The 24,311-nt window shown below is 62.8% G+C and carries 22 protein-coding genes; 9 read left to right on the top strand and 13 right to left on the bottom strand.

Annotation, left to right across the window (positions count from 1 at the left end; genetic code table 11):
* Positions 1-196 precede the first annotated feature (196 nt).
* Both J0I79_RS11710 and J0I79_RS11705 read left to right on the top strand, forming a co-directional pair.
* Complete coding sequence (locus J0I79_RS11710; RefSeq protein WP_292857990.1) at positions 197-1,018, top strand: SDR family oxidoreductase; 822 nt, start codon at positions 197-199, stop codon at positions 1,016-1,018.
* A 94-nt stretch (positions 1,019-1,112) separates the two neighbouring features.
* Positions 1,113-2,087 carry an alpha/beta fold hydrolase gene (locus tag J0I79_RS11705; RefSeq protein ID WP_292857987.1) on the top strand — a complete coding sequence of 325 codons (975 nt, stop codon included), beginning with the start codon at positions 1,113-1,115 and terminating at the stop codon, positions 2,085-2,087.
* A gap of 92 nt (positions 2,088-2,179) precedes the next feature.
* Here J0I79_RS11705 and J0I79_RS11700 read toward each other — a convergent pair whose 3' ends face one another.
* Entirely contained in the window at positions 2,180-3,616 is a 1,437-nt protein-coding gene (locus J0I79_RS11700; RefSeq protein WP_292857984.1) for a DEAD/DEAH box helicase, read from the bottom strand.
* A gap of 77 nt (positions 3,617-3,693) precedes the next feature.
* Between J0I79_RS11700 and J0I79_RS11695 the strand changes: the two genes are divergently transcribed.
* Together J0I79_RS11695 and J0I79_RS11690 are read left to right on the top strand one after the other, a co-directional pair.
* Positions 3,694-4,011 (top strand): hypothetical protein, encoded by a 318-nt coding sequence (locus J0I79_RS11695; protein WP_292857981.1) that lies wholly within the window; start codon positions 3,694-3,696, stop codon positions 4,009-4,011.
* Positions 4,008-5,540 carry an acyl-CoA carboxylase subunit beta gene (locus J0I79_RS11690; RefSeq protein ID WP_292857978.1) on the top strand — a complete coding sequence of 511 codons (1,533 nt, stop codon included), beginning with the start codon at positions 4,008-4,010 and terminating at the stop codon, positions 5,538-5,540. Before J0I79_RS11695 ends, J0I79_RS11690 begins: the two co-directional genes overlap by 4 nt.
* 25 nt (positions 5,541-5,565) lie before the next feature.
* Here the strand turns inward: J0I79_RS11690 and J0I79_RS11685 are convergent, their stop codons facing one another.
* On the bottom strand, positions 5,566-7,095 hold the full coding sequence (locus J0I79_RS11685; protein ID WP_292857975.1) for an NAD(P)H-hydrate dehydratase: 1,530 nt from the start codon (positions 7,093-7,095) through the stop codon (positions 5,566-5,568).
* Positions 7,096-7,451: 356 nt separating this feature from the next.
* Between J0I79_RS11685 and J0I79_RS11680 the strand changes: the two genes are divergently transcribed.
* Together J0I79_RS11680 and glnA are read left to right on the top strand one after the other, a co-directional pair.
* Positions 7,452-7,790, top strand: coding sequence for a P-II family nitrogen regulator (locus tag J0I79_RS11680; protein ID WP_006205430.1), 339 nt, complete (start codon positions 7,452-7,454; stop codon positions 7,788-7,790).
* Positions 7,791-7,853: 63 nt separating this feature from the next.
* Positions 7,854-9,263, top strand: coding sequence for a type I glutamate--ammonia ligase (gene glnA / locus J0I79_RS11675; protein ID WP_140730138.1), 1,410 nt, complete (start codon positions 7,854-7,856; stop codon positions 9,261-9,263).
* Between the two features lie 770 nt (positions 9,264-10,033).
* Here glnA and J0I79_RS11670 read toward each other — a convergent pair.
* Positions 10,034-11,458: an APC family permease gene (locus J0I79_RS11670; RefSeq protein WP_292857969.1), complete on the bottom strand. Its 1,425-nt coding sequence runs from the start codon at positions 11,456-11,458 to the stop codon at positions 10,034-10,036.
* A 147-nt stretch (positions 11,459-11,605) separates the two neighbouring features.
* Between J0I79_RS11670 and J0I79_RS11665 the strand changes: the two genes are divergently transcribed.
* Together J0I79_RS11665 and J0I79_RS11660 are read left to right on the top strand one after the other, a co-directional pair.
* Positions 11,606-12,208 (top strand): TetR/AcrR family transcriptional regulator, encoded by a 603-nt coding sequence (locus tag J0I79_RS11665; protein ID WP_292857966.1) that lies wholly within the window; start codon positions 11,606-11,608, stop codon positions 12,206-12,208.
* Between the two features lie 32 nt (positions 12,209-12,240).
* On the top strand, positions 12,241-13,407 hold the full coding sequence (locus tag J0I79_RS11660) for a P1 family peptidase (RefSeq protein WP_292857963.1): 1,167 nt from the start codon (positions 12,241-12,243) through the stop codon (positions 13,405-13,407).
* A 113-nt stretch (positions 13,408-13,520) separates the two neighbouring features.
* Here the strand turns inward: J0I79_RS11660 and J0I79_RS11655 are convergent, their stop codons facing one another.
* Complete coding sequence (locus tag J0I79_RS11655; RefSeq protein WP_292857960.1) at positions 13,521-14,561, bottom strand: glutamine synthetase beta-grasp domain-containing protein; 1,041 nt, start codon at positions 14,559-14,561, stop codon at positions 13,521-13,523.
* Positions 14,562-14,872: 311 nt separating this feature from the next.
* On the opposite strand from J0I79_RS11655, the gene J0I79_RS11650 reads away from it, so the two are divergent.
* Positions 14,873-15,067, top strand: a complete 195-nt coding sequence (locus J0I79_RS11650) for a DUF2735 domain-containing protein (RefSeq protein WP_292857957.1) — start codon at positions 14,873-14,875, stop codon at positions 15,065-15,067.
* 77 nt (positions 15,068-15,144) lie between these two features.
* Here J0I79_RS11650 and J0I79_RS11645 read toward each other — a convergent pair whose 3' ends face one another.
* From J0I79_RS11645 to J0I79_RS11605, 9 genes are all read right to left on the bottom strand, one after another.
* Positions 15,145-17,034, bottom strand: a complete 1,890-nt coding sequence (locus J0I79_RS11645) for an MFS transporter (RefSeq protein WP_292857954.1) — start codon at positions 17,032-17,034, stop codon at positions 15,145-15,147.
* A 183-nt stretch (positions 17,035-17,217) separates the two neighbouring features.
* Positions 17,218-18,009, bottom strand: a complete 792-nt coding sequence (locus J0I79_RS11640) for an ATP12 family chaperone protein (protein WP_292857952.1) — start codon at positions 18,007-18,009, stop codon at positions 17,218-17,220.
* Between the two features lie 11 nt (positions 18,010-18,020).
* Positions 18,021-18,938 (bottom strand): DMT family transporter, encoded by a 918-nt coding sequence (locus J0I79_RS11635; RefSeq protein WP_292857949.1) that lies wholly within the window; start codon positions 18,936-18,938, stop codon positions 18,021-18,023.
* 2 nt (positions 18,939-18,940) lie between these two features.
* Complete coding sequence (locus tag J0I79_RS11630) at positions 18,941-19,921, bottom strand: RluA family pseudouridine synthase (protein WP_292857946.1); 981 nt, start codon at positions 19,919-19,921, stop codon at positions 18,941-18,943.
* A 60-nt stretch (positions 19,922-19,981) separates the two neighbouring features.
* Positions 19,982-20,356: a fluoride efflux transporter CrcB gene (gene crcB, locus J0I79_RS11625; protein ID WP_292857944.1), complete on the bottom strand. Its 375-nt coding sequence runs from the start codon at positions 20,354-20,356 to the stop codon at positions 19,982-19,984.
* Positions 20,357-20,395: 39 nt separating this feature from the next.
* Positions 20,396-20,764, bottom strand: a complete 369-nt coding sequence (locus J0I79_RS11620; RefSeq protein WP_292857941.1) for a DUF779 domain-containing protein — start codon at positions 20,762-20,764, stop codon at positions 20,396-20,398.
* A 104-nt stretch (positions 20,765-20,868) separates the two neighbouring features.
* Positions 20,869-22,386 carry an aldehyde dehydrogenase gene (gene adh / locus J0I79_RS11615; protein WP_292857938.1) on the bottom strand — a complete coding sequence of 506 codons (1,518 nt, stop codon included), beginning with the start codon at positions 22,384-22,386 and terminating at the stop codon, positions 20,869-20,871.
* Between the two features lie 142 nt (positions 22,387-22,528).
* Complete coding sequence (locus tag J0I79_RS11610; RefSeq protein ID WP_292857935.1) at positions 22,529-23,500, bottom strand: helix-turn-helix domain-containing protein; 972 nt, start codon at positions 23,498-23,500, stop codon at positions 22,529-22,531.
* A gap of 267 nt (positions 23,501-23,767) precedes the next feature.
* On the bottom strand, positions 23,768-24,311 hold a 544-nt coding region (locus J0I79_RS11605; RefSeq protein WP_292857932.1), incomplete at its 5' end, for an aspartyl/asparaginyl beta-hydroxylase domain-containing protein.

Here is a 24,311-nt window from a genome sequence, read left to right as displayed (position 1 = left end):
CTAGAAACCCGACGCCTTCGTTTCAAGGCAAGAATTTGCCTGGTCCAGTCGCATTTCGGGCACTGCGTTCGGGCGAGTCCCTCGATAAAACCGGACCGATATCGCACGGTTCATTTGCCCCCACGGCCGAAAAGCACCCTTTTCATCTGATTTCTTCGCCGCTAGAGCAAGGCACCAGTAATTCGACGAGCACGGCATGACACTTTATCGGGCAGATCCCAAACACGGCGTCGCATGGGTGACCGGTGGCAGCAGCGGCATCGGTCGCTCGCTGGCCAGGGACCTGGCTGCCCAGGGTTATGCCGTGGCGGTAACGGCACTCGACAACGATCCGATCGATACGCTCATCGTCGAGACCGCGCAGATGCCGGGCAGCGTCACGGCATTCCCCTGCGACGTCGCCGACGAGCCGCGCATGGCAAGGACCGTCGCCGCGATCGAGAAGGAACTGGGGCCCATCGTGCTCGCGGTCTTCAATGCGGGAAACTACATTTCGACGCCTGGAGAGGCCCTCGTCGTCAGCGACTTTCGCCGCTCCTTCGAGGTCAACTATTTCGGCATCATCAACGGGCTGGTACCGGTGGTGGAGCATATGCGCGTGCGTGCGCGCGGCCATGTCGTGCTGGTTGGCTCGGTCACCGCCTATTTCGGCTGGCCGACCACGGCCGCCTATGGCGGCACCAAGGCGGCGATCAACATCCTGGCCGAGTCGCTGAAATACGATTTCGACAAGATGAACATCCGCGTCCAGGTGATAAACCCCGGTTTTGTCGACACGCCGCTGACCGAAAAGAACATGCTGCCGATGCCGGGCCTGATGCCGGTCGGCCGGGCGACACGGCGCATGATGCGTGGCATCAAGTCCGGCGGCTTCGAGGTCACTTTCCCGTATCGCACAAGCTGGCCGCTGAAATTCATGAGCCTGCTGCCCAGACCCCTGTCCAGGGCCGCGATTGTCCTGTTGACGCGCTGGAAGGCACGGCCGCTGAACTACGACCGCAAGCCGCCGGCCGGATAGTACGCCGCCGAAATTCACAAGACGTCGTTGTGCCGCCCGTTGCCTGTCTTTGGCCGCCGCCATAGGTTGAGATATTGTCTGCGTGGAGTCTGCGATGGGGCGACGGATCGTGCTTGCTGTGCTGGGCCTGATCGCCGTCCTTGCCTTGGCCTTCGCACTTGGTCCACGCGTTGCCGTCGACACGACGATCCGTTTCAACCCCTCCGTCATCGGTGACGATCCACAAGCTTACATAGCCAAGGCGGAAGCCGCTGTACCGGGCATCCGCGACGGGCTGGAGAAGGAGATCGTCTGGGCCAATCCGATGGTGCACGCCAAGACGCCGCTGGCCATCGTCTATATCCACGGTTTCTCCGCATCGAAGGGCGAAGTGCGCCCGCTGCCGGATGATGTGGCCGACACGCTCGATGCCAACCTGTTCTACACCCGCCTCACCGGCCATGGGCAGGACGGCGAGGCCATGACGCAAGGCAGCGTCAATGCCTGGATCAACGACTATGAGGAGGCGCTCGCCATCGGCCGCGCCATCGGCGACAAGGTGATCGTCATCTCGACTTCGACCGGCGGATCGCTCGCGGCCTGGGCGGCAACGCAGCCCAGCGCCTCGGACGGCGTGGCCGCTATTGCATTCATCTCGCCGAATTTCGGGGTGAAGGCATCGGGCGCCGAGATCCTGACCATGCCATGGGGCAAGCAGATCGCCGAGATGGTCATCGGCAGGGAGCGCAGCTTCGTGCCGCGCAATGCGCTGCACGAGAAATTCTGGACATACAAATATCCGGTCGCCGCGACCCTGCCGATGCAGGCGCTGACGGAACTTGCCTATGGTGCGCCGGTGGAAAAGGCGCAGGTCCCTGCCCTGTTCATCTTTTCGGATTCGGACAAGGTGGTGCGACCGGATCGCACCCGCGAGATCGCCGCCCGCTGGGGGGCGCCGCATGAATTGGTGCCGATCGAGGGCACGGGCGACCCCGACAACCACGTCATTGCCGGCGATGCGCTGTCACCATCGACGACGGCATTCGTCGCTCAGCGAATTTCGGTCTGGATCGAGGCCGTGGTCAAATAAGCCTGCCAGCATCCTGATAGATAACGCCCATACGAAAAAGGCGACCACATCGCCGTGGTCGCCTTCTTTGTTTCTTTCACCAGTTGGCCGGCTTACGCAGCCCGCGTTGCCGGCCGCTTGCCGCCGAAGCGGCGCTTGTTGTTGCCCTTGAACGGCTTGCGGCCTTCCGGGCGTTCGCCCTGCGGCTTGCCCGCGAACGGGCGGTCGCCGGCCGGCTTGGCGCCGAAACGCTTCTTGCCGTTGCCATTGCCGCCGCCGGGCCGCCGGCCATCGCGGCGGCCATTGTGGTCGGCGCGGTCATTGGCGGGCTCGTGGTGACGCTCGTTTCTCTCCGCCGGATTGCGCTGCGGATCGGGGCTGCCGAGATGGTCGGCGACCACAGGCAGCTTGGTGCGGATGATCCGCTCGACCTGGCGCAGCTTGCTGTTCTCGGAAGGATCGCAAAGCGTGATCGCGATGCCGTCCCTGCCGTTGCGGCCGGTGCGGCCGATGCGGTGGACGTAGCTTTCGGCCTCATCCGGCAGATCGAAATTCACGACATGGCTGATGCCGGGGACATCGATGCCGCGCGCGGCGATATCGGTCGCGACCAAGATGCGCACCGATCCATCACGGAAATCGTTCAGCGCCTTCTGCCGGGCATTCTGCGACTTGTTGCCATGGATGACGGCGGCCTTGAAGCCGTCGCGCTCGAGGTCCTTGGTCACCCGGTCGGCACCATGCTTGGTGCGCGAGAAGATGATGACGGACTTCATCGCCTCGTCGGCAAGCATCGTCGACAAAACCTGGCGCTTCTGCTTGGTGCGGGCGAGCACCACGCTCTGCACGATCTCGGCGGCGGCCGTGCTCTGCGGCGACACTTCGATGCGGACGGGGTTCTTCAGAAGGCCCTTGGCGAGTTCCGCGATCTCGTCCGGCATGGTGGCCGAGAACAGCGCCGTCTGGCGGTCGGGCGCGGTCGCTTTGGCGATGCGCTTGACGTCGTTGATGAATCCCATGTCGAGCATGCGGTCGCCTTCGTCGAGCACCAGCCATTTGGTGTCGGAAAGGATGAGGTCGCCCTCGCGCACAAGGTCGGTCAGCCGGCCAGGCGTGGCGATCAGGACATCGACGCCGGGCCCGATCTTCTTGACCTGGCTGAAGCGGGAAACGCCACCCAGCACCAGTGCCGTCGAGATGTGCGCGCCCTTGGCGAGCAGCTTGATCGTGTCTTCGATCTGTACGGCAAGCTCACGCGTCGGTGCCAGGATCAGCGCACGCGTCGTCTTGGCGCGTCGCTTGGTGCCGAGCGCGATGATCTTCGACAGGATCGGCAGCGCGAAGGCCGCGGTCTTGCCGGAGCCGGTCTGCGCGATGCCGAAAATGTCACGGCCTTCCAGCTGCGGCGGGATGGCCTGCATCTGGATCGGCTTCGGATCGGTGAAGCCGGCGGCATGGGTGGCCTTGAGCAGCGCACCCGTAATCCCCAGCGCGGCGAAGCCGGAAAGCTCCGCGGTGTCGTTGCCGGGCAAAGTGTTTTCGTTGGTCAAAATAATCTTCTTTCGAGCGGCCTCTTGGCCGCAAACATCGGGGGCGACAGGGCGCAACCTGCCGTCGGATATCTCTCATGGAAACGACAAGGCGGCGGACAGGACTGTCCGCTCGGCTGCGCTGTCGTGCCCGCAAGCATTATGCCTCGGGGCTTTTTCACCACCTTGCCGATCAGCCGGAAGAGGGAAAACAGACGCAACCAGTCTCATTCGTCGAGAAGGCCGGATTGATTCCCGGCCCAAGCGCCTATGGGCTGCATATGGCGGAGTTCGCTTGGAAATGCAAGGGCATCATGTTGCAGCGCAGCAAAAACCGTCTGAAAGCCGACGCTTGCACTCCCCCGCGGGCATCATTACCACAAACCCAGCTTCCGTTGTTGGGGACCATGCGATGAAGGATGTGCTGAAGGAACTCGAGCGCCGGCGCGACATCGCCCGCATGGGCGGCGGTCAGGCCCGCATCGACGCCCAGCACAAGAAGGGCAAGCTCACAGCGCGCGAACGCATCGAGGTGTTTCTCGACGAAGGCTCGTTCGAGGAGTTCGACATGTATGTCGAGCACCGTTCGACCGATTTCGGCATGGAGAAGACCAAGATCGCCGGCGACGGCGTCGTCACCGGATGGGGCACGGTCAACGGCCGGCCGGTCTATCTTTTCGCCAAGGATTTTACCGTCTTCGGTGGTTCGTTGTCGGAAGCCCATGCTGAAAAGGTCATCAAGGTCCAGGAGATGGCGCTGCGCAATCGCGCGCCGATCATCGGCCTCTACGATGCCGGCGGCGCGCGCATCCAGGAAGGCGTGGCGGCACTCGGCGGCTATGCCGAGATTTTCCAGCGCAACGTACTCGCCTCGGGCGTCATTCCGCAGATTTCTGTCATCATGGGTCCCTGCGCCGGCGGCGACGTCTATTCGCCCGCCATGACCGATTTCATCTTCATGGTGCGCGAAACCTCCTATATGTTCGTCACCGGACCGGATGTGGTGAAGACCGTGACCAACGAAACGGTGACCGCCGAGAGTCTCGGCGGCGCTTCCGTCCACACGACGAAATCCTCGATCGCCGATGGCGCCTACGACAATGACGTCGAGGCGCTGTTGCAGATGCGCCGGTTGGTGGACCTGCTGCCAGCCTCCAACACGTCAGATATTCCCGAGATCGAATGCTACCAGTCGGTCACCGACCACGACATGTCGCTCGACCGGTTGATCCCGGACAATGCCAACAAGCCATACGACATCAAGGAACTGATCCTGAAGGTCGCCGACGAAGGTGATTTTTTTGAGATCCAGGAGAGCTTTGCCAAGAACATCGTCACTGGTTTCGGGCGCGTGGAGGGCCGCACGGTCGGCTTCGTCGCCAACCAGCCCATGGTGCTGGCGGGCGTGCTCGATTCCGATGCCAGCCGCAAGGCGGCGCGCTTCGTGCGTTTCTGCGATTGCTTCTCGATTCCGATCGTCACCTTCGTCGACGTGCCGGGCTTCCTGCCGGGCACCGCGCAGGAATATGGCGGCCTGATCAAGCACGGAGCCAAACTCTTGTTCGCCTATGCCGAGGCGACCGTGCCGAAGATCACTGTCATCACCAGAAAGGCCTATGGCGGCGCCTATGACGTGATGGCCTCCAAACATCTGCGCGGCGACATGAACTATGCCTGGCCGACGGCGCAGATCGCCGTCATGGGCGCCAGGGGCGCGGTCGAGATCATCTACCGCAAGGACATCGGCGACGCCGAGAAGATCGCAGCCCATACAAAGACTTATGAGGATCGCTTCCTGTCGCCTTTCGTTGCCGCCGAACGCGGCTATGTCGACGAGGTGATCATGCCGCATTCGACGCGTCGACGGATTGCGCGCGCACTCAGGATGCTGCGTAACAAGGACATGCAGAACCCCTGGAAGAAGCACGACAACATTCCGCTGTGAGCGCGGTTTGCGCGAGCGCCTTTGATCAGCGCCGGCCTCGATCAGCCATAAGCTCGCGCAGGACAGCCGGCATGGCCTGCGGCAGATCCTCGGCGATCAGCCCCGGCCCGAACCGGCTGCCCGCCTCGGCATGGATCCACACCGCGGCGCAGGCCGCTTCGAAGACCGGCATGCCTTGCGCCAGCAGGCCGGCGGAGACGCCGGACAGCACGTCGCCGGAACCGGCTGTGGCAAGCCAGGCCGCACCGTTGGAATTGATCGCCGCCCTGCCGTTGGGAGCGGCGATCACTGTATCGGCCCCCTTGTAGACGATGATGGCGTTGGCGCGTCCGGCCGCCGCGCGGGCCTTGTCCAGCTTGGACAAAGCATCGTCGCCGGCAATATCGGGAAACAGCCTGGCGAATTCTCCCTCATGCGGCGTCATCACCAGTGCCGGCGCGCCGGGTGTGTGTGCCGCTTCGAACAAGACGTCAGGCGCTTCACGAAACGACGTAATCGCGTCGGCGTCGAACACAAGCCCGTCGAGCTGCGCGGCGGAATCCTTCTTGTAGCTCAGGGAAAGAAGTGTCAGCCCGAAGGTCCGCGTCTTTTCACCGACACCGAAACCGGGGCCGAGAACGAAAGCCGAAGGCCGGCGCTCGCCGACAAACGCTTCGATGTCGGCGGCATCATCGGTCTTGCGCAGCATGACCGAGGTCAGATGGGCCGCGTTGACCTGCATTGCATTGCCGGGCGACAGCACTGTCACGGCGCCTGCCCCACTCCGGGCCGAGGCAAGTGCCGACAATCGCGCCGCTCCCGTGGCGCTCGGCCCGCCGGAAAAGACGCCAGCATGGCCGCGCTTGTATTTGTGGGCATCCACAGCCGGCACCGGGAAATCAGCTAGCCAGAGCACGGGGCGATTCTCGAACGTCCGGGGTTGGATCAGCGAGATGATGTCGTCGCCGATACCGATATCGGCAAGCACGATCTCGCCGCATTGCTCCCGGCCGGGAAGCAGCAAATGGCCGGGTTTCTTGCGAGCAAAGGTCACGGTGATCTCTGCGCAAAATGCCTTGCCCAGCACCTTGCCGCTGTCGCCGGAAACACCCGAGGGCAGATCGATCGCCACCACCGGCAGATGCAGAGCGGCGGCAATGTCGACCGCCCTGGCGGCATCACCCGACAGCGGCTTGGAGAGCCCTGCCCCATAGAGCGCATCGACGACGATCGATCCGCGCTCGGCCTCGAAGCCGGATAGTGGCCGGGACGCGATTGCGCACTCTGCCGCGGCGAGCGCCGCGTCGCTCTGCGGCTTCGGTGCGCCCGACGCCCAGACGGTGGTGCCGACGCCGCTGTCGGCCAGGATGCGCGCGACGACATAGCCGTCGCCGGCATTGTTGCCTGGCCCGCAAAGCACGTGGACGTGGGTCGCCTGGGGATAGCGGATCAAAACCTGCGCCGCGACCGCTTCCCCGGCGCGGCGCATCAGGCCGATGCCATCGATCGGACCGGTGGCAATCGCCAGCCGGTCCGCCTCGCCCATCTCGGCGGAAGTAAGAAGTTCGTTGCTCATGGATTGCCGATCCGCGTTCGATCAAGCATTGTCCAGTTTTCGATCCGACGCAAACGAGGAGGAGTGGCAGACCACGGTCAAAATGGTCGGATCGGAGGCACTGCGGGCAGAAGTTGCCTATTATGTGGGCGATATGCCTACCTGTTAGGCCATAGCTTCCCAAAATGCCGAGCATACCTTGAAGGCCCGTGCCGCATCTGGCGCAGGGAATGACGCGAATTTGCATTCCGGCGCCGCGCGGCTTCGAAATCCTATGAGACCGCTTCGAATCCGTCTATCTGGCACGGTTCGTGCTTGAAAGAGGCGCAAGCGGGGGCTCACAACCCGTTTTTTTGGCAGTGGAGGCCACTTTTTACATGAAAAAGATCGAAGCGATCATCAAGCCATTCAAGCTGGACGAAGTGAAGGAAGCGCTTCAGGAGGCCGGACTGCAAGGCATCACCGTGACCGAGGCCAAGGGTTTTGGCCGGCAGAAAGGCCACACCGAACTCTATCGCGGCGCCGAATATGTCGTCGACTTCCTGCCCAAGGTGAAGATCGAGGTCGTGCTCGGCGACGACGCCGTCGAGGGCGCGATCGAGGCCATCCGCAAGGCGGCCCAGACCGGCCGTATCGGCGACGGCAAGATCTTCGTCTCCAACATTGAGGAAGTCGTGCGCATCCGCACCGGCGAAACCGGCATGGACGCGGTCTGATCCGACCGGCCATCCTTCCGAACCGTCATCATCAAAAAACGTCATCACACAGGGATACATGACATGACGACAGCCAAAGACATCATGAAGCAGATCAAGGACAACGACGTAAAATTCGTCGACCTGCGCTTCACCGACCCGAAGGGCAAGCTGCAGCACGTGACGATGGATGTCGTCGAGGTCGAGGAAGACATGTTCGCCGACGGCGTCATGTTCGACGGCTCCTCGATCGCCGGCTGGAAGGCAATCAACGAGTCCGACATGGTGCTGATGCCCGATCCCGACACCGTCCATATGGATCCGTTCTTCGCGCAGTCGACCATGGTCATCCTGTGCGACATCCTCGACCCGGTCTCGGGCGAATCCTACAACCGTGATCCGCGCGGCACGGCCAAGAAGGCCGAGGCCTATATGAAGTCGGAAGGCATCGGCGACACCATCTATGTCGGCCCGGAAGCCGAATTCTTCGTGTTCGACGACGTCAAGTACAAGGCCGATCCCTACAACACCGGCTTCCGCCTCGACTCGACCGAACTGCCGTCGAATGACGACACCGATTATGAGACCGGCAATCTCGGCCACCGCCCGCGCGTCAAGGGCGGCTATTTCCCGGTGCCGCCGATCGACTCGGCGCAGGACATGCGCTCCGAAATGCTGACCGTGCTCGCCGAGATGGGCGTGCGCGTCGAGAAGCATCACCACGAGGTCGCCGCCGCGCAGCACGAGCTCGGCATCAAGTTCGATGCGCTGGTGCGCAACGCCGACAAGATGCTGATCTACAAATATGTCGTGCACCAGGTCGCCAACGCCTACGGCAAGACGGCCACCTTCATGCCGAAGCCGATCTTCGGCGACAATGGCTCGGGCATGCACGTCCACATGTCGATCTGGAAGGGTGGCAAGCCGACTTTCGCCGGCAATGAATATGCCGGCCTTTCGGAAAACTGCCTGTTCTTCATCGGCGGCGTCATCAAGCACGCCAAGGCGATCAATGCCTTCACCAACCCGCTGACCAACTCCTACAAGCGTCTGGTGCCGGGCTATGAAGCGCCGGTGCTGCTCGCCTATTCGGCGCGTAACCGTTCGGCCTCCTGCCGTATCCCGTTCGGCTCATCGCCGAAGGCCAAGCGCGTCGAGGTTCGCTTCCCTGATCCGGGCGCGAACCCCTATCTCGCTTTCGCCGCGCTGCTGATGGCCGGCCTTGACGGCATCAAGAACAAGATCCATCCCGGCCAGCCGATGGACAAGGACCTTTACGACCTGCCGCCGAAGGAACTGAAGAAGATCCCGACCGTCTGCGGCTCGCTGCGCGAAGCGCTGCAAAGCCTCGACAAGGACCGCGGCTTCCTGAAGGCCGGCGGCGTCTTCGACGATGACCAGATCGACAGCTACATCGAGTTGAAGATGGCCGAGGTGATGCGCTTCGAAATGACCCCGCACCCGGTCGAATACGACATGTACTATTCGGTCTGAAGTCCTTCCGGACTCTAAGCCAAGCCCTTGAGGGATTTCTCCCTCAAGGGCTTTTTGCTGTCCGCGATAGCCAGTCGATGGCGGCCCTGCACAGCGCGCCAAGGCCGCAGCGGTCAAATGAACATGGCTTAGAAGACGCCCCACAGTCGGCGCGACGCTGCTGATTGCGCACTGAATCGCCAGGAGCGAGCGGCGCACTGCCTCAGGCTGCAATGCCCGCTCGTCCGGCGCCCCCGCCAACGCTGTCGTTCAAGAAACCCCGCCCCGTTCGAACAGCATCGCTTTGGCGTAACCCCAGGACCACGAATACGCATGCCGCATCGTCATCTGTCAACGCCGCCGGCGGGTGGCGCCAATCGGCGATTTCCGTGTCTGAACAGTAGCTTATACGAGGGATCGTTGGTGTACGGATGACCCGGAACAGCCTGTTTTCCGGGCTTTTTCAACGCATTCGCAAAAGCAGAAGATCGTGGCCTGCCGCGATATGCCAGTGAAAAAGCTCTTCACAGGCCGCAATTGACCGGAGCTTTTCCGCTTGACTTTTTTTGGGTATTTCCAGCCGTCCCGGCCCGACAGGTTCGGGCGCGCCTTCAGTAGCTGACACGTACGCTGGCCGTGAGTGTGGCATCGCCGGAGCGAGTCTCGCCGGCATCCGCCGCGCCGTCCTCGCTGCCATAGCCGCCCACCGCAATCCGCCTGGTCCGAGCAAAAAAAAGAACCCCGGCAGGGGGCCGGGGTTCTCGCAAGGACAGACCGTCGGAGGGTGACGCCTATCCGGCAAGCTCGTCGGGGCCGTGCAGATTCCAGTCCGTCCGCCTGGCCAGGACCAGCACGTAGTAGACAGCCGCCACGACCATGATCAGCAGCGTCGCGATCAGGCTCGGGCGCCCGAAGGCGGCGTCGAGCAGGTTCTGGTAGGCGACATAGACCAGCGCCACGAAGGCCAGGATCGCCGGAACCGGAAACAGCGGCATGCGGTAATGCCCGCCAGCCGTCGTGCCGTTACGGCGACCGGCAAACACGCCTACGCACAGCAGCGCGTAGATGACGACCAGCGACGTGCCGCTGACCACCAGCAACAGGTTGATGTCGATAAAACAGGCGGCAGCCGCCAGCACCGAAACCACGATGGTGGCAATCCACGGCGAGGCATAGCTGCCATGGACGGAGGCGACCGCGGCGTTGATCGGTCCAAACCAGGTCCTGTCGCGGCCGGAACTGAACAGCAGCCTTGCCGCCTGCAGGATGATGGCGATGACCGCGTTGAAGATGGCGACGGCGATCGCGAGGCTGATCAGCACCGTCAGCGCATGACCGCCGCGCGCCTCGAGGAAATATTCGATCTTCTGCGGCGCGGCGAGCAGGCCGGCGAGATCCGGCGATCCCAGCAGCACCGCCGTCAGCGGAATGAGTTCGGCCGCGACGGTGATCACCAGCGCCCAAAGCACCACCTTGCCGATATTGCGCTTGGCGTCCTGTGTCTCCTCGCCGAAATAGGCGGCCGCGCCATAGCCGTTATAGGCAAACAGCGAAACGGCGGTTGACGCCAGGATGATGCCGGCCGAAGCCGGGACAAGCGAGTTGGTGGTGGCATCGAGGAGCTGCGGCGACGTGAACAGGCTGCTCAGCGGCCGTTCGACATGGGCAAAGCCCAGGCCTGTGAGGATGAGCAGCGCGAGCATTTCGATGCCGAGGAAGATGCCTGTGACGAAGGCATTGAGCTTGATGCGCATCGCCGCCACGGCACCCGCGAGCGCGATCGTCACCACGCCCACCCATTGCGGGCTGAGATTGGGGATCAGGACGCCGAGATAGGTGCCGACGCCAAGCGCGATGACGGCGACGATCAGCACGATCGAGACGAACACCAGGACCAGCGTGACAAAACCCCAGAACCGGCCAAGCGTACGGCCGATCATGGTGTATTCGCCGCCCGCCATCGGATAGGCCGAGGACAGTTCGGCGTAGACGAAGGCCATGAACAGGCCGATCACGGCCGCGATCACGAAACTCAGGAACGAGCCCGTGCCGGCCAGCGCGATGACGCCCGGCACGATGATGAACACCGATGATGCCGGCGTCACCGCCGACAGAACAATCATCAGCGTGCCCAGGGCATTGAGCGCCCGATCAAGGCCCTTGGCGGCTGGCGCGGCCTTGTCCACCGCGCCTCTTGTTGCTTCGTTTGTAGACATCGTCCTCCCCTTTTTTTAATGAGATAAAAATTATCCTCCGCGACGGAACCTATCGGCAGAGTCGCATATCGTCAACAAATATGGCGTATTGGTGCTTGCAAATTTTCAGACGCTCGCTTTAAATTGAATTCAATTCAGGAAACGAAAATGGGCAGACCCAAGACTCAGACCGACCGCCGCCTGACGCTGGTCGCGGCGGCGGAATCGATGATCGCCAAACGTGGCCTTGCCGGCGTCACCCTGCGTGATGTCGCCAACGAGGCCGGGATGAGCTCGAGCGCCCTGCTCTATTATTATCCGGGCCTGAAGGACCTTCTGGATGACGTGCAGCGCAAGGCGGTCGAGCGGTTCTGCACGATCCGTGCGGCATCGATTGCCGAGATCGCCGATCCCCGACTGCGGCTGAAAACCATGATCGAAAGCGGCCTGCCTACCGACCCGGACGACCAGCTCTGCCGCCTGCTGCTGGAGCTCGGCGCCTATTCGCGTTCGGACGCCAGCTACGCGGCCCGTCACATCACCTTGTTCGAGCGGCAGGTGTCGATCTATGTCGGCATCCTCGAGGCAGGCGCCGCCACCGGCATCTTCAAACTGCAAACGGCCAGCGAGACGATCGCGCGCAGCCTTGTCGTCCTGGAGGACGGCCTTGGGCTGCATCTCGTCAACGTTGTGCCCGCGGTCGATAAATCCTCGGCGCTGGCGATCCTGACCAGCTATGCGGAACTTGCCACCGGCTGCAGCCTTCGCTGAGCCGGCTTAGTCAAACGGAGCGGAACCAAAGCATGGACCAACTGCCGACGCAGACCACCACCCCAGCCGGCAAGCCGCGCGCCCGCGCGCTCGCCATTCCCCTGCAAGGCACGCCTGGTTCCGCCAATGCCATTACCGATGTCGACGGCGTCCAGGTCGGCTACTCCACGATCGTCAAGGGCGATGGCAAGATGCTTGTCGGACAAGGACCGGTGCGCACCGGCGTCACGGCCATTCTGCCGTTCGGCCGTGAAGGTGTCGGCCTCGCCTGCGCGGCCGGCTACCACTCCTTCAACGGCAATGGCGAAATGACGGGCGCTTCCTGGATCGAGGAGGCCGGCAGCATAAGCCTGCCGATCCTGATCACCAACACGCACGCGGTCGGCACATGCCATCGCGGCGTCATCGACTGGGTGGCGCGCCACAAGCCCGATGTCGCCAACCAGTGGCTGCTGCCCGTGGTGGCGGAGACCTGGGACGGCTATCTCAACGACATCAACGGCTCGCATGTCACGGTCGATCATGCCATTGCCGCGATCGACGCCGCCGCGAGCGGCCGTATCGAGGAGGGCTCGGTCGGCGGCGGCACCGGCATGAACTGCTATGCCTTCAAGGGTGGTTCGGGCACCGCTTCGCGAGTCGTCGACTACGGCCATCGCTCCTACACTGTCGGCGTCTTCCTGCAGGCCAATTTCGGCTCGCGCCATGAGCTCACGATCGCCGGCGTGCCCGTTGGCGCTGACCTGGCGGCCGACAATCCGATGGAGTCCTATTTCCGGGGCGGGCCGACCGGCGCCGGCTCCTGCATCGGCATCGTCGCCACCGATGCCCCGCTGCTGCCTGGCCAGTGCAAGGCCCTGGCCCGCCGCGTGCCGCTCGGCCTTGCCCGCACCGGCACCTCCGGCTCGCATTTCTCAGGCGACATCTTCCTCGCCTTCTCGACCGCCAACCGCGACGCTCTCAACGGCCGCTTCCCGAAGGGACCGCCGACCGATCAGAGCTACAGCTATATGGACTTCATTCCATGGGGCCGCATGGACGATTTCTACGCGGCGGTCGTCCAGGCCTCCGAGGAAGCCGTGCTCAACGCGCTCGTCGCAAACAGCGACATGACCGGCCGCGACGGCAATCGCAGCCCCGCCCTGCCGCACACGAAACTATCGGCGGCGCTGAAGGCGCGCGGAGCGGCTGCCGCCTGAGCGCGGCTCACGCGGCCACCAGCGCAAAGAAAAAGCCCCGGCGGTTGTCCCGCCGGGGCTTTTCAGTCTCAATCGCCAGTGCGGGCCTATGTCCCGCTTGCCGGCAAGAGCGATCAGGCGGCCGCCGAAACCGAAGCGTCGGTCGCGACCTGCGAGATCGTCTTCAGCACCTGCGAAGCGATCTGGTAGGGGTCGCCCTGCGAGTTCGGGCGGCGATCTTCCAGATAGCCCTTGTAGTCGTTCTTGATGAAGGAATGCGGCACGCGGATCGAGGCGCCACGGTCGGCAACGCCGTAGCTGAACTTGTTCCACGGCGCCGTCTCGTGCTTGCCGGTCAGGCGCTTGTCATTGTCGGGACCATAGACAGCGATGTGGTCCATCAGGTTCTTGTCGAACTGCGCCATCAGCGCTTCGAAATAGGCCTTGCCGCCGACTTCGCGCATGAACTTGGTCGAGAAGTTGCAGTGCATGCCAGAGCCGTTCCAATCGGTGTCGCCGAGCGGCTTGCAGTGGAACTCGATATCGATGCCGTATTTTTCGGTAAGGCGCAGCAGCAGGTAGCGAGCCATCCAGATCTGGTCGGCGGCCTTCTTGGAACCCTTGCCGAAAATCTGGAACTCCCACTGGCCCTTGGCGACCTCGGCGTTAATGCCTTCATGGTTGATGCCGGCCGCCAGGCAGAGGTCGAGATGCTCCTCGACGATCTGGCGCGCGACATCGCCGACGTTCTTGTAGCCGACGCCGGTATAGTACGGGCCCTGCGGGGCGGGATAACCGCTCTCCGGGAAACCGAGCGGACGGCCGTCCTTGTAGAAGAAGTATTCCTGCTCGAACCCGAACCATGCGCCCTCGTCGTCGAGAATGGTCGCGCGGCTGTTGGATTCGTGCGGGGTGACGCCGTCGGGCATCATGACTTCGCACATGACCAGGATGCCGTTGCTGCGCGCCGGATCCGGATAGAGCGCGACCGGCTTCAAGACGCAGTCCGAACTGCGGCCTTCGGCCTGGTTCGTGGAGGAGCCATCGAAGCCCCACAGCGGCAACTGCTCGAGCGTCGGGAACTCGGCAAACTCCTTGATCTGGGTCTTGCCACGCAGATTGGGGACCGGGGTGTATCCGTCGAGCCAGATATACTCGAGCTTGTATTTGGTCATTCTAGAGCCTCTCGTTGCTTGATCACCGCGGAACGGTGTCGACGCGCGGCCGGACGAAGCCGGCCTGCCAATCTCTTAAAATGCAATTCGTGTGCCACTCTCCCGGCGGAGGGTGCGGCAAAATGGTCGCGACATCGCACTGAATTCGCTGAGCCGCCTCAGCAATGCGCCGGGATCAACCAGAGTTTCAATATGCATAAATATTGTGCATTTACTGATCTTTTTGTGAGCATATTGCCTAAATGAATCGCACAACCTATCTTGCAGAACAGGTGAATCGAAAAGCTCATAGAGAAGAAAGGAGACCGGCTATGGAGATCGTCTCCGCCCGTCCGTCGGCAAAAATCCTGCCCTTCCCCCTGGCAGCACGCAGGTCTGCCTCAAATTTAGGCGCGAAGGCCAAATTCGCGGCAGAGCTCGCCGCGTTGCGCAACACGCACGCTGATTTTGATAGCTGGTATCACGAGGCAGCTGTCGAGGAAGAGAACCGGCTGCCCAAGAGCTGATCCTTTCCTTCGGTCCAGACATGGCGAAGCCCGGCGCGATCGCTCGCGCCGGGCTTTTTTGTTTTGTCTGCCGATCGCTAGTCCTTGGCGTGCAGATTCGTACCGAGCGTATCCTTGACGAAGATCATGCCGATGACGAGCGTAAACGCAGCGATCACTACCGGGTACCAAAGGCCGTAGTAGATGTCGCCCTTGTAGGCACTAAGTGCGAAAACCGTCGCTGGCAGCAAGCCGCCGAACCAGCCATTGCCGATATGATACGGCAACGACATGCCGGTGTAACGAATACGGGTCGGGAACATCTCGACCAGGATCGCCGCGATGGGCCCGTAAACCATGGTCACGAACAGCACCAGGATGAACAGGATACCGATCGTCATCGGCCAGTTCACGGCCGCCGGATCCGCGAACATGGCAAACGCCCCACCACCCGGTATGTTGTAAACCGTGATCTCGGGCGCACCCGCTGCCTCATCCGTGGTCAGTAGTTTGTCCTTGACCGCCTGATCCACCGGCACCGCTGTCTTTTCGCCGCCGCGTATGGCCGCGGCATCGAGCTTAAGCTCAGGGTTGGCCGCGATGAAGGCGTCCAGTTTCTGGTCGGCGACCTTGATCGCCGCGCGCTTCAGCGGATATCCGCCATCCTGCAGGGACATGTTCACAGCCTTGACGAAGGCCGCGTCCTTGGCCTTGGCCTGATCGCCGGCGGCGACCGCGTCGTACGACGCCACCGTCTCGCTGCCGATCTTGACCGACGCGGCCGTGCCGGCCGCGGCCGTCGACACCACGTCGTAAGGAACCGAGTTCTTGGTCAGGAACGATGTCGCGATGTCGCACGATGTCGTGAACTTCGCCGTGCCGACCGGATTGAACTGGAACTTGCAGTCGCCGGGTGCTGCCGTCACCGTTGCACGCGTGTTCTGCTGCGCCTTGGCGAGAGCCGGATTGGCCGCCCAGGTCAGCGCCTTGAACAGCGGGAAGGTGCAGACGATGGCGAGTGCGAGGCCGGCCATGATAATCGGCTTGCGACCGACCTTGTCGGACAGCCAGCCGAACACGACGAAGAAGATCGAGCCGAGCGCCAGCGCGATGGCGATCATGATGTTGACCGATTGCGCGTCGACCTTCAGCACGTTCTGCAGGAAGAACAGCGCATAGAACTGGCCGTTGTACCAGACCACAGCCTGACCGGCGGTGAGGCCGAGCAGCGCCAGCAGGGCGATCTTGGCGTTCTTCCACTGCCCAAAGGCTTCCGAAAGCGGTGCCTTGGAGCCCTTCCCTTCTTCCTTCATCTTCTTGAAGGTTGGGGACTCGGACAGAGACAAGCGAATCCAGATCGAAACGGCGAGCAGCAAGAAAGAGACGATGAAAGGAATGCGCCAACCCCAGGCGGCGTAGGTTTCCTTGCTGAGCGAACCCTGGACGATCAGGATGACGACAAGCGACAGGAACAGGCCGAGCGTTGCCGTCGTCTGGATCCATGACGTGTAGAACCCTCGACGGTCGTCAGGCGCGTGCTCGGCAACATAAGTCGCCGCCCCGCCATATTCGCCGCCGAGCGCCAGGCCCTGCAGCATGCGCAGGACAATCAGGATCACGGGAGCCGCGATGCCCAGGGTCGCATAGCCAGGCAGCAGACCGACCAGAAAGGTCGAAAGGCCCATGATGGTCATGGTGACGAGGAATGTGTACTTGCGCCCGACAAGGTCGCCGATACGGCCAAACAGGAGAGCGCCAAACGGGCGAACAAGAAAACCGGCGGCAAATGCCAGCAAGGCGAAGATGTTACGCGTCGCCTCTGGAATAGTGGGGCTGAAAAAAGTCGAGCCGATGAAGGCCGCGAGCGATCCGTAGAGATAGAAATCGTACCATTCGAAAACGGTGCCGAGCGAGGAGGCGAAGATGACCTTCTTCTCCTCTCGCGTCATGCCGCGGCTTTCTCCGCCGACGGTCGATGCAATTGCCATTGATATGTCCTCCCGTGAGACCCTGTCCTCGATGCTGTGCACCGATGTCCGCGCTCTCCTCCGAACGCGGACTCGAATGCCGAGCCATCACGAAAAAATGACAGAAAGCCCCCGCCCGCGGCAGAGCGACGATGGGATTATGACTTTGGTCTTAGATGCGGTGCGGTATCCTGGCGCTCGAGGTCACACCTTGAGCGCGTCCAGCAGGCCGACGGCGGCCATCATGTCGCGCTTGCGGGCGGACCGGCGCGCGACCGCCTCGGCATCCTGCCCCCAATGCTCGATCTGCCAGTCCTCGTCGACATGGCCGGCGGCCCACGCCGCCTCCGCGTCGAGTTCGCCGAAATCCACGGCCAGCGCCAGCAGCGCCGAACCGGTCAGCGAGGTCATCACGTGAATTGCGGCAAGGCGCAGCGGTTGCGCGCGCTGGCCAAGATGCGCCCCCAGCACCGCGATGCTCTCGCGCGGCTGCTCGACATGGATGATCCCCTCGGCGAGGTTGAAGCGCGCGCCAAGTGAGGCACGCGCCCAGTCGAGCACCGGATCCCACTGCTCGTTCTGCCGCTCGACAAGCCCTTGCGGCGCGTCGGCGCGGTAGCAGAGCAGGTCCGAAGCGGCAAAGCGCAGTATGTCCTCGAGCACCGCCTGCGGATCGATGGCGACACCGTCGAGCGCGGTGTTGACCAGGCGCATCACCGGCATCGTCACCGGATCGATGGTCTCGCCCTGGGCGGCGAACTCCTCGGCGACCAGGTACGCCGCCTTCTCGGTCGGCAATGCCAGCAAGGCCTTGCCGGGCGTGCGCACCGGCTTGCCGTCGAGATGGACAGCAAAACCGTTCTCGATCGGCGCAACCGAAACAGTCGCATAGAATCGCTTCGGCAGCGGCGTCTTCATCTGGATCTGGGCGCGGCGCACCGGATCGGGATCGGAAAGCAGTTTTCCGGCTTCGAGGTCGTTCAGGATATCGCGCATGTGAATCTTTCTCAGACCGGCGTCAGCTTGCGCGCCCGCCGGTTTACGATGATCAGGCCGGCGGCGATGAGGCCAAGAGCCAGGAAAATGCGTATTGTCAGCGGCTCCTTCAAGATCAGCGCGCCGCACAGGACGCCGAAGACCGGCGACAGGAAGGTGAAGCTCGACAGGCCTGAGGCGGGATAGCGGCGCAGCAGCCAGAACCACAGCACATAGGTGAAGGCGACGACGTAAATCGCCTGGAAAAGCAGGGCCAGTGTCGGCAACAACGCGGGGTCGCGAATAGGCGGGCCGGCGAGCGGCATGACCAGGACGCCGACGACCGCGGCTCCGGCGAGCTGATAGAGCAGCAGCTTCTCGGCGCTCGCCTCGACCAGCTTCGAGCGCTTGATGAGGATGTTGGTCAAAGCCCAGAAAAACCCCGAGCCGAGGCTCAGCAGGTCACCGAACAGCATGTCCCCCCCGCCGCCAAGCTTGTCGGAAAAGACCGCGGCAAGACCGCCAAAAGCGAGCAGCAACCCGAGGAATTTGCGCAGCGTGATCTGCTCGCCAAGCAGGAAGTGGCCGCCGACCAGCATCCAGAACGGCATCGAGTTGACCAGCAGCGTATTGCGGGCAACGGTCGTATGCTCCAGGCCGACATAGAGGCAAAGGAACTCGATCCCGAACAGAACGCCGACGGCAGTGCCCGCGAGCAATGTGCCATCGCGGCCGAACAGGGCGATGCCGCGCCAGCGGCACCAGAGAAAGACGCAGAAACCGCCGATGACCGAGCGGGCTATCGACAGGAAGACAGGATCATAGCCGGCATAGGAGATCTTGGCGGCGACGTAGTTCAGCCCCCAGGAAAAGGTCAGGCCAACCATGATCGCGGCTGCGGCCAGGTCGACCGTGTCGCGCCGATCGAGCGCATCGGTGACGCCGCTCAAGGTCAGTCCTCCGCGCTCTGCTCGTCGAAGCCGATCAGGTTCCAACTCTGGCGCATGTGTGGCGGCATCGGCGCGGTGACGTCGATAACGCCCTGGTCGGGATGCGGGATGATGATGCGGCGGGCATGCAGATGCAGGCGATTCTGGATGCCGCCTGGAAATTCCCAGTTGGTATCGGCCTCGAAATATTTGGGATCGCCGATGATCGGGCAGCCGATATGGGCGGCATGCACGCGCAACTGGTGGGTGCGCCCGGTATAGGGCTCCATCTCCAGCCAGCTCAGCGCCTGCGCCGCCTGTTCGACGATGCGGTAATAGGAGACGGCATGGTCGGCGCCCTTCTCGCCATGCTTGGCGATGCGTACCCGGTCGCCGTCCGGCGTCGCTTCCTTGATCAGCCAGGTCGAGATCTTGTCCTCGCGCTTGGGCGGCACGCCCTTCACGAGCGCCCAGTAGGTCTTCTTCGTTTCGCGCGCGCGAAACGCCTCGGAGAGCTTCATCGCGGCCAGTCTCGTGCGGGCCACCACCAGCACACCTGATGTGTCGCGGTCGAGCCGGTGCACCAGCCTTGGTTTCTCGCCCTTCTGGTTGCGCCAGGCTTCCAGCATGTCGTCCACATTGCGGGTGACGCCCGAGCCGCCCTGCACCGCCAGGCCTGCGGGCTTGTTGAAGACGAAAACCTTCGGGTCTTCATGGATCAGCATTTTCGCCAGAACGTCGGCATCGCCCTGGTTGCGGATCGAATGGCCGGTCAGCGGCACATCGCCCTTCTTGTCGACCTCGAGCGGCGGCACGCGCACCATCTGGCCCGGCTCGACACGGGTGTCGGCCTTGACGCGGCCTCCATCGACGCGGATCTGGCCCGACCGCAGCAGTTTCTGCAGGTGACCGAAGCCGAGGCCCGGGAAATGGGCCTTGAACCAGCGATCGAGCCGCATGCCCGCCTCGCCGGCCTCCACCGTGATCTGTTCGACGCCTGCCATAGTTCTTCGTCTACCTGTTTTCCGGCCAGGACTCGGCCTGTTCTCGGCGCGGCAATAGCATTATGGCAGGCTTCTTGCGAGCCAAAGACCCAAAAACAGGGCGATAATGGCGCCAATGACGCTGGCCAGCGCATATCCCAGGGCCGGCAAGGTAGCGCCCCGCTCCCACAAGGTCGCGAAGTCGAGCGAAAAGGCCGAGAAGGTGGTGAAGCCGCCAAAGATGCCGGTGGCGACAAAAAGCCTGAGCTCGTTCGATCCGCCGCGACGCACAAGCGTCGCGATGAACAGGCCCATCGCGAACGAGCCGACGATGTTGATGACCATCGTGCCCCAGGGATAGTTGGGACCGACGAGGCGCAGTGCGCCCAGATTGGTCAGATGGCGTATGCCGGCGCCGATGCCACCGCCAGTGACGACGAGAAAGAGATTGAACATCACCGTTTACTGCCCCCGCAAAGGGAGCGGCGTCAACCCTCAGGCCCGCGGCGGCGTTTCGGGAATGGCACAGACGGTCGAGCGGGTCAGAAACCGCTTTTCGCGCCCGTTGTCTAGCGAGAACATGCCGCCCCTGCCCGGCACCACATCGATGAGCAAGTCGGTGTGCTTCCAGACCTCGTATTGCGAGGCGCTGATATAGACCGGCGTGTCGCCGATCTCACCCAGCATCACGTCATTGTCGCCGACGATGAAATCGTTCTGGGGGTAGCACATTGGCGAGGAGCCGTCACAGCACCCGCCCGACTGGTGGAACAGCACCGGCCCATGGTCGGCGATGATCTCCGCCAGAAAGGCCGAGGCCTCGGGCGTGGCCGAGACTTTTCCAAGGGAAACCTTGTCGGGCATGTCTTCCTCCTTGACGACAAACCGGGGCATGACCCAGCAGGTCCCGCCCCAGATAGAGCGCGCATGACCCTTCGGAAAGGATCATGCGCCGCCTTGGGAGGCGATCAGAAGAAGCCGAGCTTCTTGGGGCTGTAGCTGACCAGCATGTTCTTCGTCTGCTGATAGTGGTCGAGCATCATCTTGTGGTTCTCGCGACCGATGCCAGACTGCTTGTAGCCGCCAAAGGCGGCATGCGCGGGATAGGCATGGTAGCAGTTGGTCCACACCCGGCCAGCCTGAATGGCGCGGCCGAAGCGGTAGCAGCGGTTGGCGTCGCGGCTCCAGATGCCCGCGCCGAGGCCGTAAAGCGTGTCGTTGGCGATCGACAGCGCCTCGTCATCGTCCTTGAAGGTCGTCACGGACACGACCGGCCCAAAGATCTCTTCCTGGAAGATGCGCATCTTGTTGTTGCCCTTGAACACGGTCGGCTTGACGTAGTAGCCGCCGGCCAGATCGCCGGGCAGATGGTTCTGCTCGCCGCCGGCAAGCACCTCGGCGCCTTCCTTGCGGCCGATGTCGAAGTAGCTCAGGATCTTCTCCAGTTGTTCGCTCGAGGCCTGGGCGCCGATCATGGTTGCCGGATCGAGCGGATCGCCCTGGACAATCGCGGCGACGCGCTTCAAGGCCTTGTCCATGAACTTGTCGTAGATTTTCTCATGCACCAGCGCACGGCTCGGGCATGTGCAGACTTCGCCCTGGTTGAGAGCGAACATGACGAAGCCCTCGATCGCCTTGTCGAAGAAATCGTCATCCTCCGACGTCACGTCCTGGAAGAAGATGTTGGGTGATTTGCCGCCGAGTTCCAGCGTCACCGGGATGAGGTTCTGGCTGGCATATTGCGAAATCAGCCGGCCCGTCGTGGTCTCGCCGGTGAAGGCGATCTTGGCGATGCGGTTCGACGAGGCGAGCGGTTTGCCGGCCTCCAGGCCGAAACCGTTGACGATGTTGAGCACCCCCTCCGGCAGCAGGTCGCCGATCAGGTCCGCCCACAGCATGATGGTGGCGGGCGTCTGTTCCGCCGGCTTGATCACCACGCAGTTGCCGGCGGCCAGTGCCGGCGCCAGTTTCCAGACCGCCATCAACAGCGGGAAGTTCCATGGAATGATCTGGCCAACGACGCCGAGCGGTTCATGGAAATGATAGGCGACGGTATCGTGGTCGATTTCCGAGATGCCGCCCTCCTGCGCGCGTACGGCACCGGCGAAATAGCGGAAGTGGTCGATGGCCAGCGGCAAATCGGCGGCGGTCGTCTCGCGGATAGGCTTGCCATTGTCCCAGGTTTCGGCCAGCGCGAGCAGATCGAGGTTGTCTTCCATGCGATCGGCGATGCGGTTGAGGATCAGGGCGCGGGCGGCGGCACTTGTCCTGCCCCAGGCGTCCTTGGCCTTGTGCGCGGCATCGAGCGCGGCTTCGATGTCATGGGCATCGGAACGGGCGACCTCGCCGAGCGGCCGGCCGGTCACCGGCGAAATGTTCTCGAAATATTTTCCCGAATGCGGCGCGACCCATTTGCCGCCGATGTAATTGTCATAGCGCTTGGCGAAGGGAACCTTGGCCGTGCGGGAAAATTCCACCTTGTTCATGATCTTCCTCCCAAGTGGCGGCGCCACAGGATGTGACGCGTCGGAGGCAAGAATTGCGGATGTCTCGATCTCTGTCAGCCAGTGCCGGGTACTCGGCAAGGCGGGACTGTCGCAGATCTGCGACAGTCCCTGGGCGCAAAGCTCAATGCGGACGGCGGATGCCGAACCGGACAAGCTTGCGGTGCAGGGTTGCCCGCGAAATGCCGAGATTGCTGGCGGCGGCCGACACATTGCCCTCGGCGCGCGCCATGGCCCGCTGAACCACGCCGCGCTCGGCTTCGTCCAGATCTTCGGCCGTCCTGGCCAAGGCGCCGAGGATGTCGGCCGCCGGAAGGCCCTTGGCCAGAACCTGTTGGGTGATGCCGAGGCCGAGACGCGCCGAGCGTGTCGCCCCGACCACCAGATCGTCGGCATCGACGGCGATCAAGGCACTGGCGCTGCGCTCGGCGACGGGGGCCAGCAGGATGCGGGCATTGGAAAATGCCAGGCGGAAGTTCTCGGCTTCGATGCGCCGCGCCGCGTCGCCGACCGCGATGGCGATGAGGTTGACAAAGCCCTCGGTCAGGTCCGACCGGCACGACGAAACATCGAGCGCCGCCGCGAGATTGCCCTCGTGATCATAAATCGGCGCCGTGGTGCAACTCATCAGCGTGTTGCGCGAAAAGAAGTGCTGATCGCGATGGATGGTAAGCGCGCGCTGATCGGCAAGGCAGGTACCGATGCCGTTCGTCCCTTCGGAGTCCTCGCTCCAAACCGTACCAGTCCACAGCCCCCATTCATCGAACGTGTCATCGTCCGCGACAGCGCCGCGGCGTTCCACGGGAATGCCCTCGCGATCGGCAAGCAGGACACAGCAGCCAACGCCGCCTACGGCAAGGTAGAGGCGGTCGAGGCTGGCATCGGCGGCGCGCAGCAATGGTTCTATACGCTGCCGGGCCTCGCTCAGTTCGCCGGCGGTGAGGCGTCTTGGCGCTTTGCGTTCGGCCGGATCAAGCCCGTGCAGGGTCAGCGAGCGTCGCCATGACGCAACAAGCGCTGAACGGGCCGCATCGCTGCTGGCGATGGACGCCTGGATGAAATCCGCATGATGGCCAGTCGGCTGCCTTCCGCTCACCTCTTCCTCCCAAGGCGATTGTCGCTTCCAACTCAACGGCGTTATATCGGACCAGATATATCCGCCGCATCGAGTTTTAAGGATCGCGGCGCGGCCCCGCTATAGGACGATGGTGTAACAAGGGTCATCGGGAAGGATTGGCGACCGGTCCGGGATCTCCGGCGGAAGTCGCAGCTAGCCGAAATTGCATCGCGGCGCGACGGCCGACATCACAACGCGGAAGATGCCGACAGTCGCGGCGGCGGCATCTTCTCTAGCTTTTTCAGCTCAGGTGGTTTCGACCTTCTTCGGCTTGGTCGAGCCGATCATCTTCCAGTTCTTGTAGAACATCGAATTGATGCGCTCGACGCTGACCGACACCACGGCCAGCATGCCCGCGATGAGGCGCGGGAACGGAGACGGCCTGATGATGTCCATGAACACGCAGTAGCGGCGGCCGTCATATTCGTTGACCGAACGATGCAGCAGCGTGTCGTCGAAGATGAACTGCGGATTGTCGTACCAGTAGTTCTTGACGTTGCCGCATTCGACGAAAATCTCGGCTTTCACCGGGATCAGATTGTACAGGATGCGCAAGCTGAGCCGCAGCGGACCGAAGTGCCAGGAGGTCGATTCGCGCTTGCTGAAAACGGACACGGCGATCGTCTTGATGTATTTGAAATCCTTGTTGAATTCAGCGACGTTGTCGATCTTGTGCTTGCCGTACCATTGGTAGACATACATGCCGCGCCGGCCGGCGCCGAAATTGGCGTCGATGTCGGCGATGATCTCGTCCTTGCGGGCCTTGAAGAGATCAAGGACCTCGTTGACC

Origin of the sequence: Mesorhizobium sp., from assembly GCF_017306585.1 — a bacterium.
Taxonomy (GTDB): domain Bacteria; phylum Pseudomonadota; class Alphaproteobacteria; order Rhizobiales; family Rhizobiaceae; genus Mesorhizobium.
This window is presented reverse-complemented; position numbering and strand designations above follow the sequence as displayed.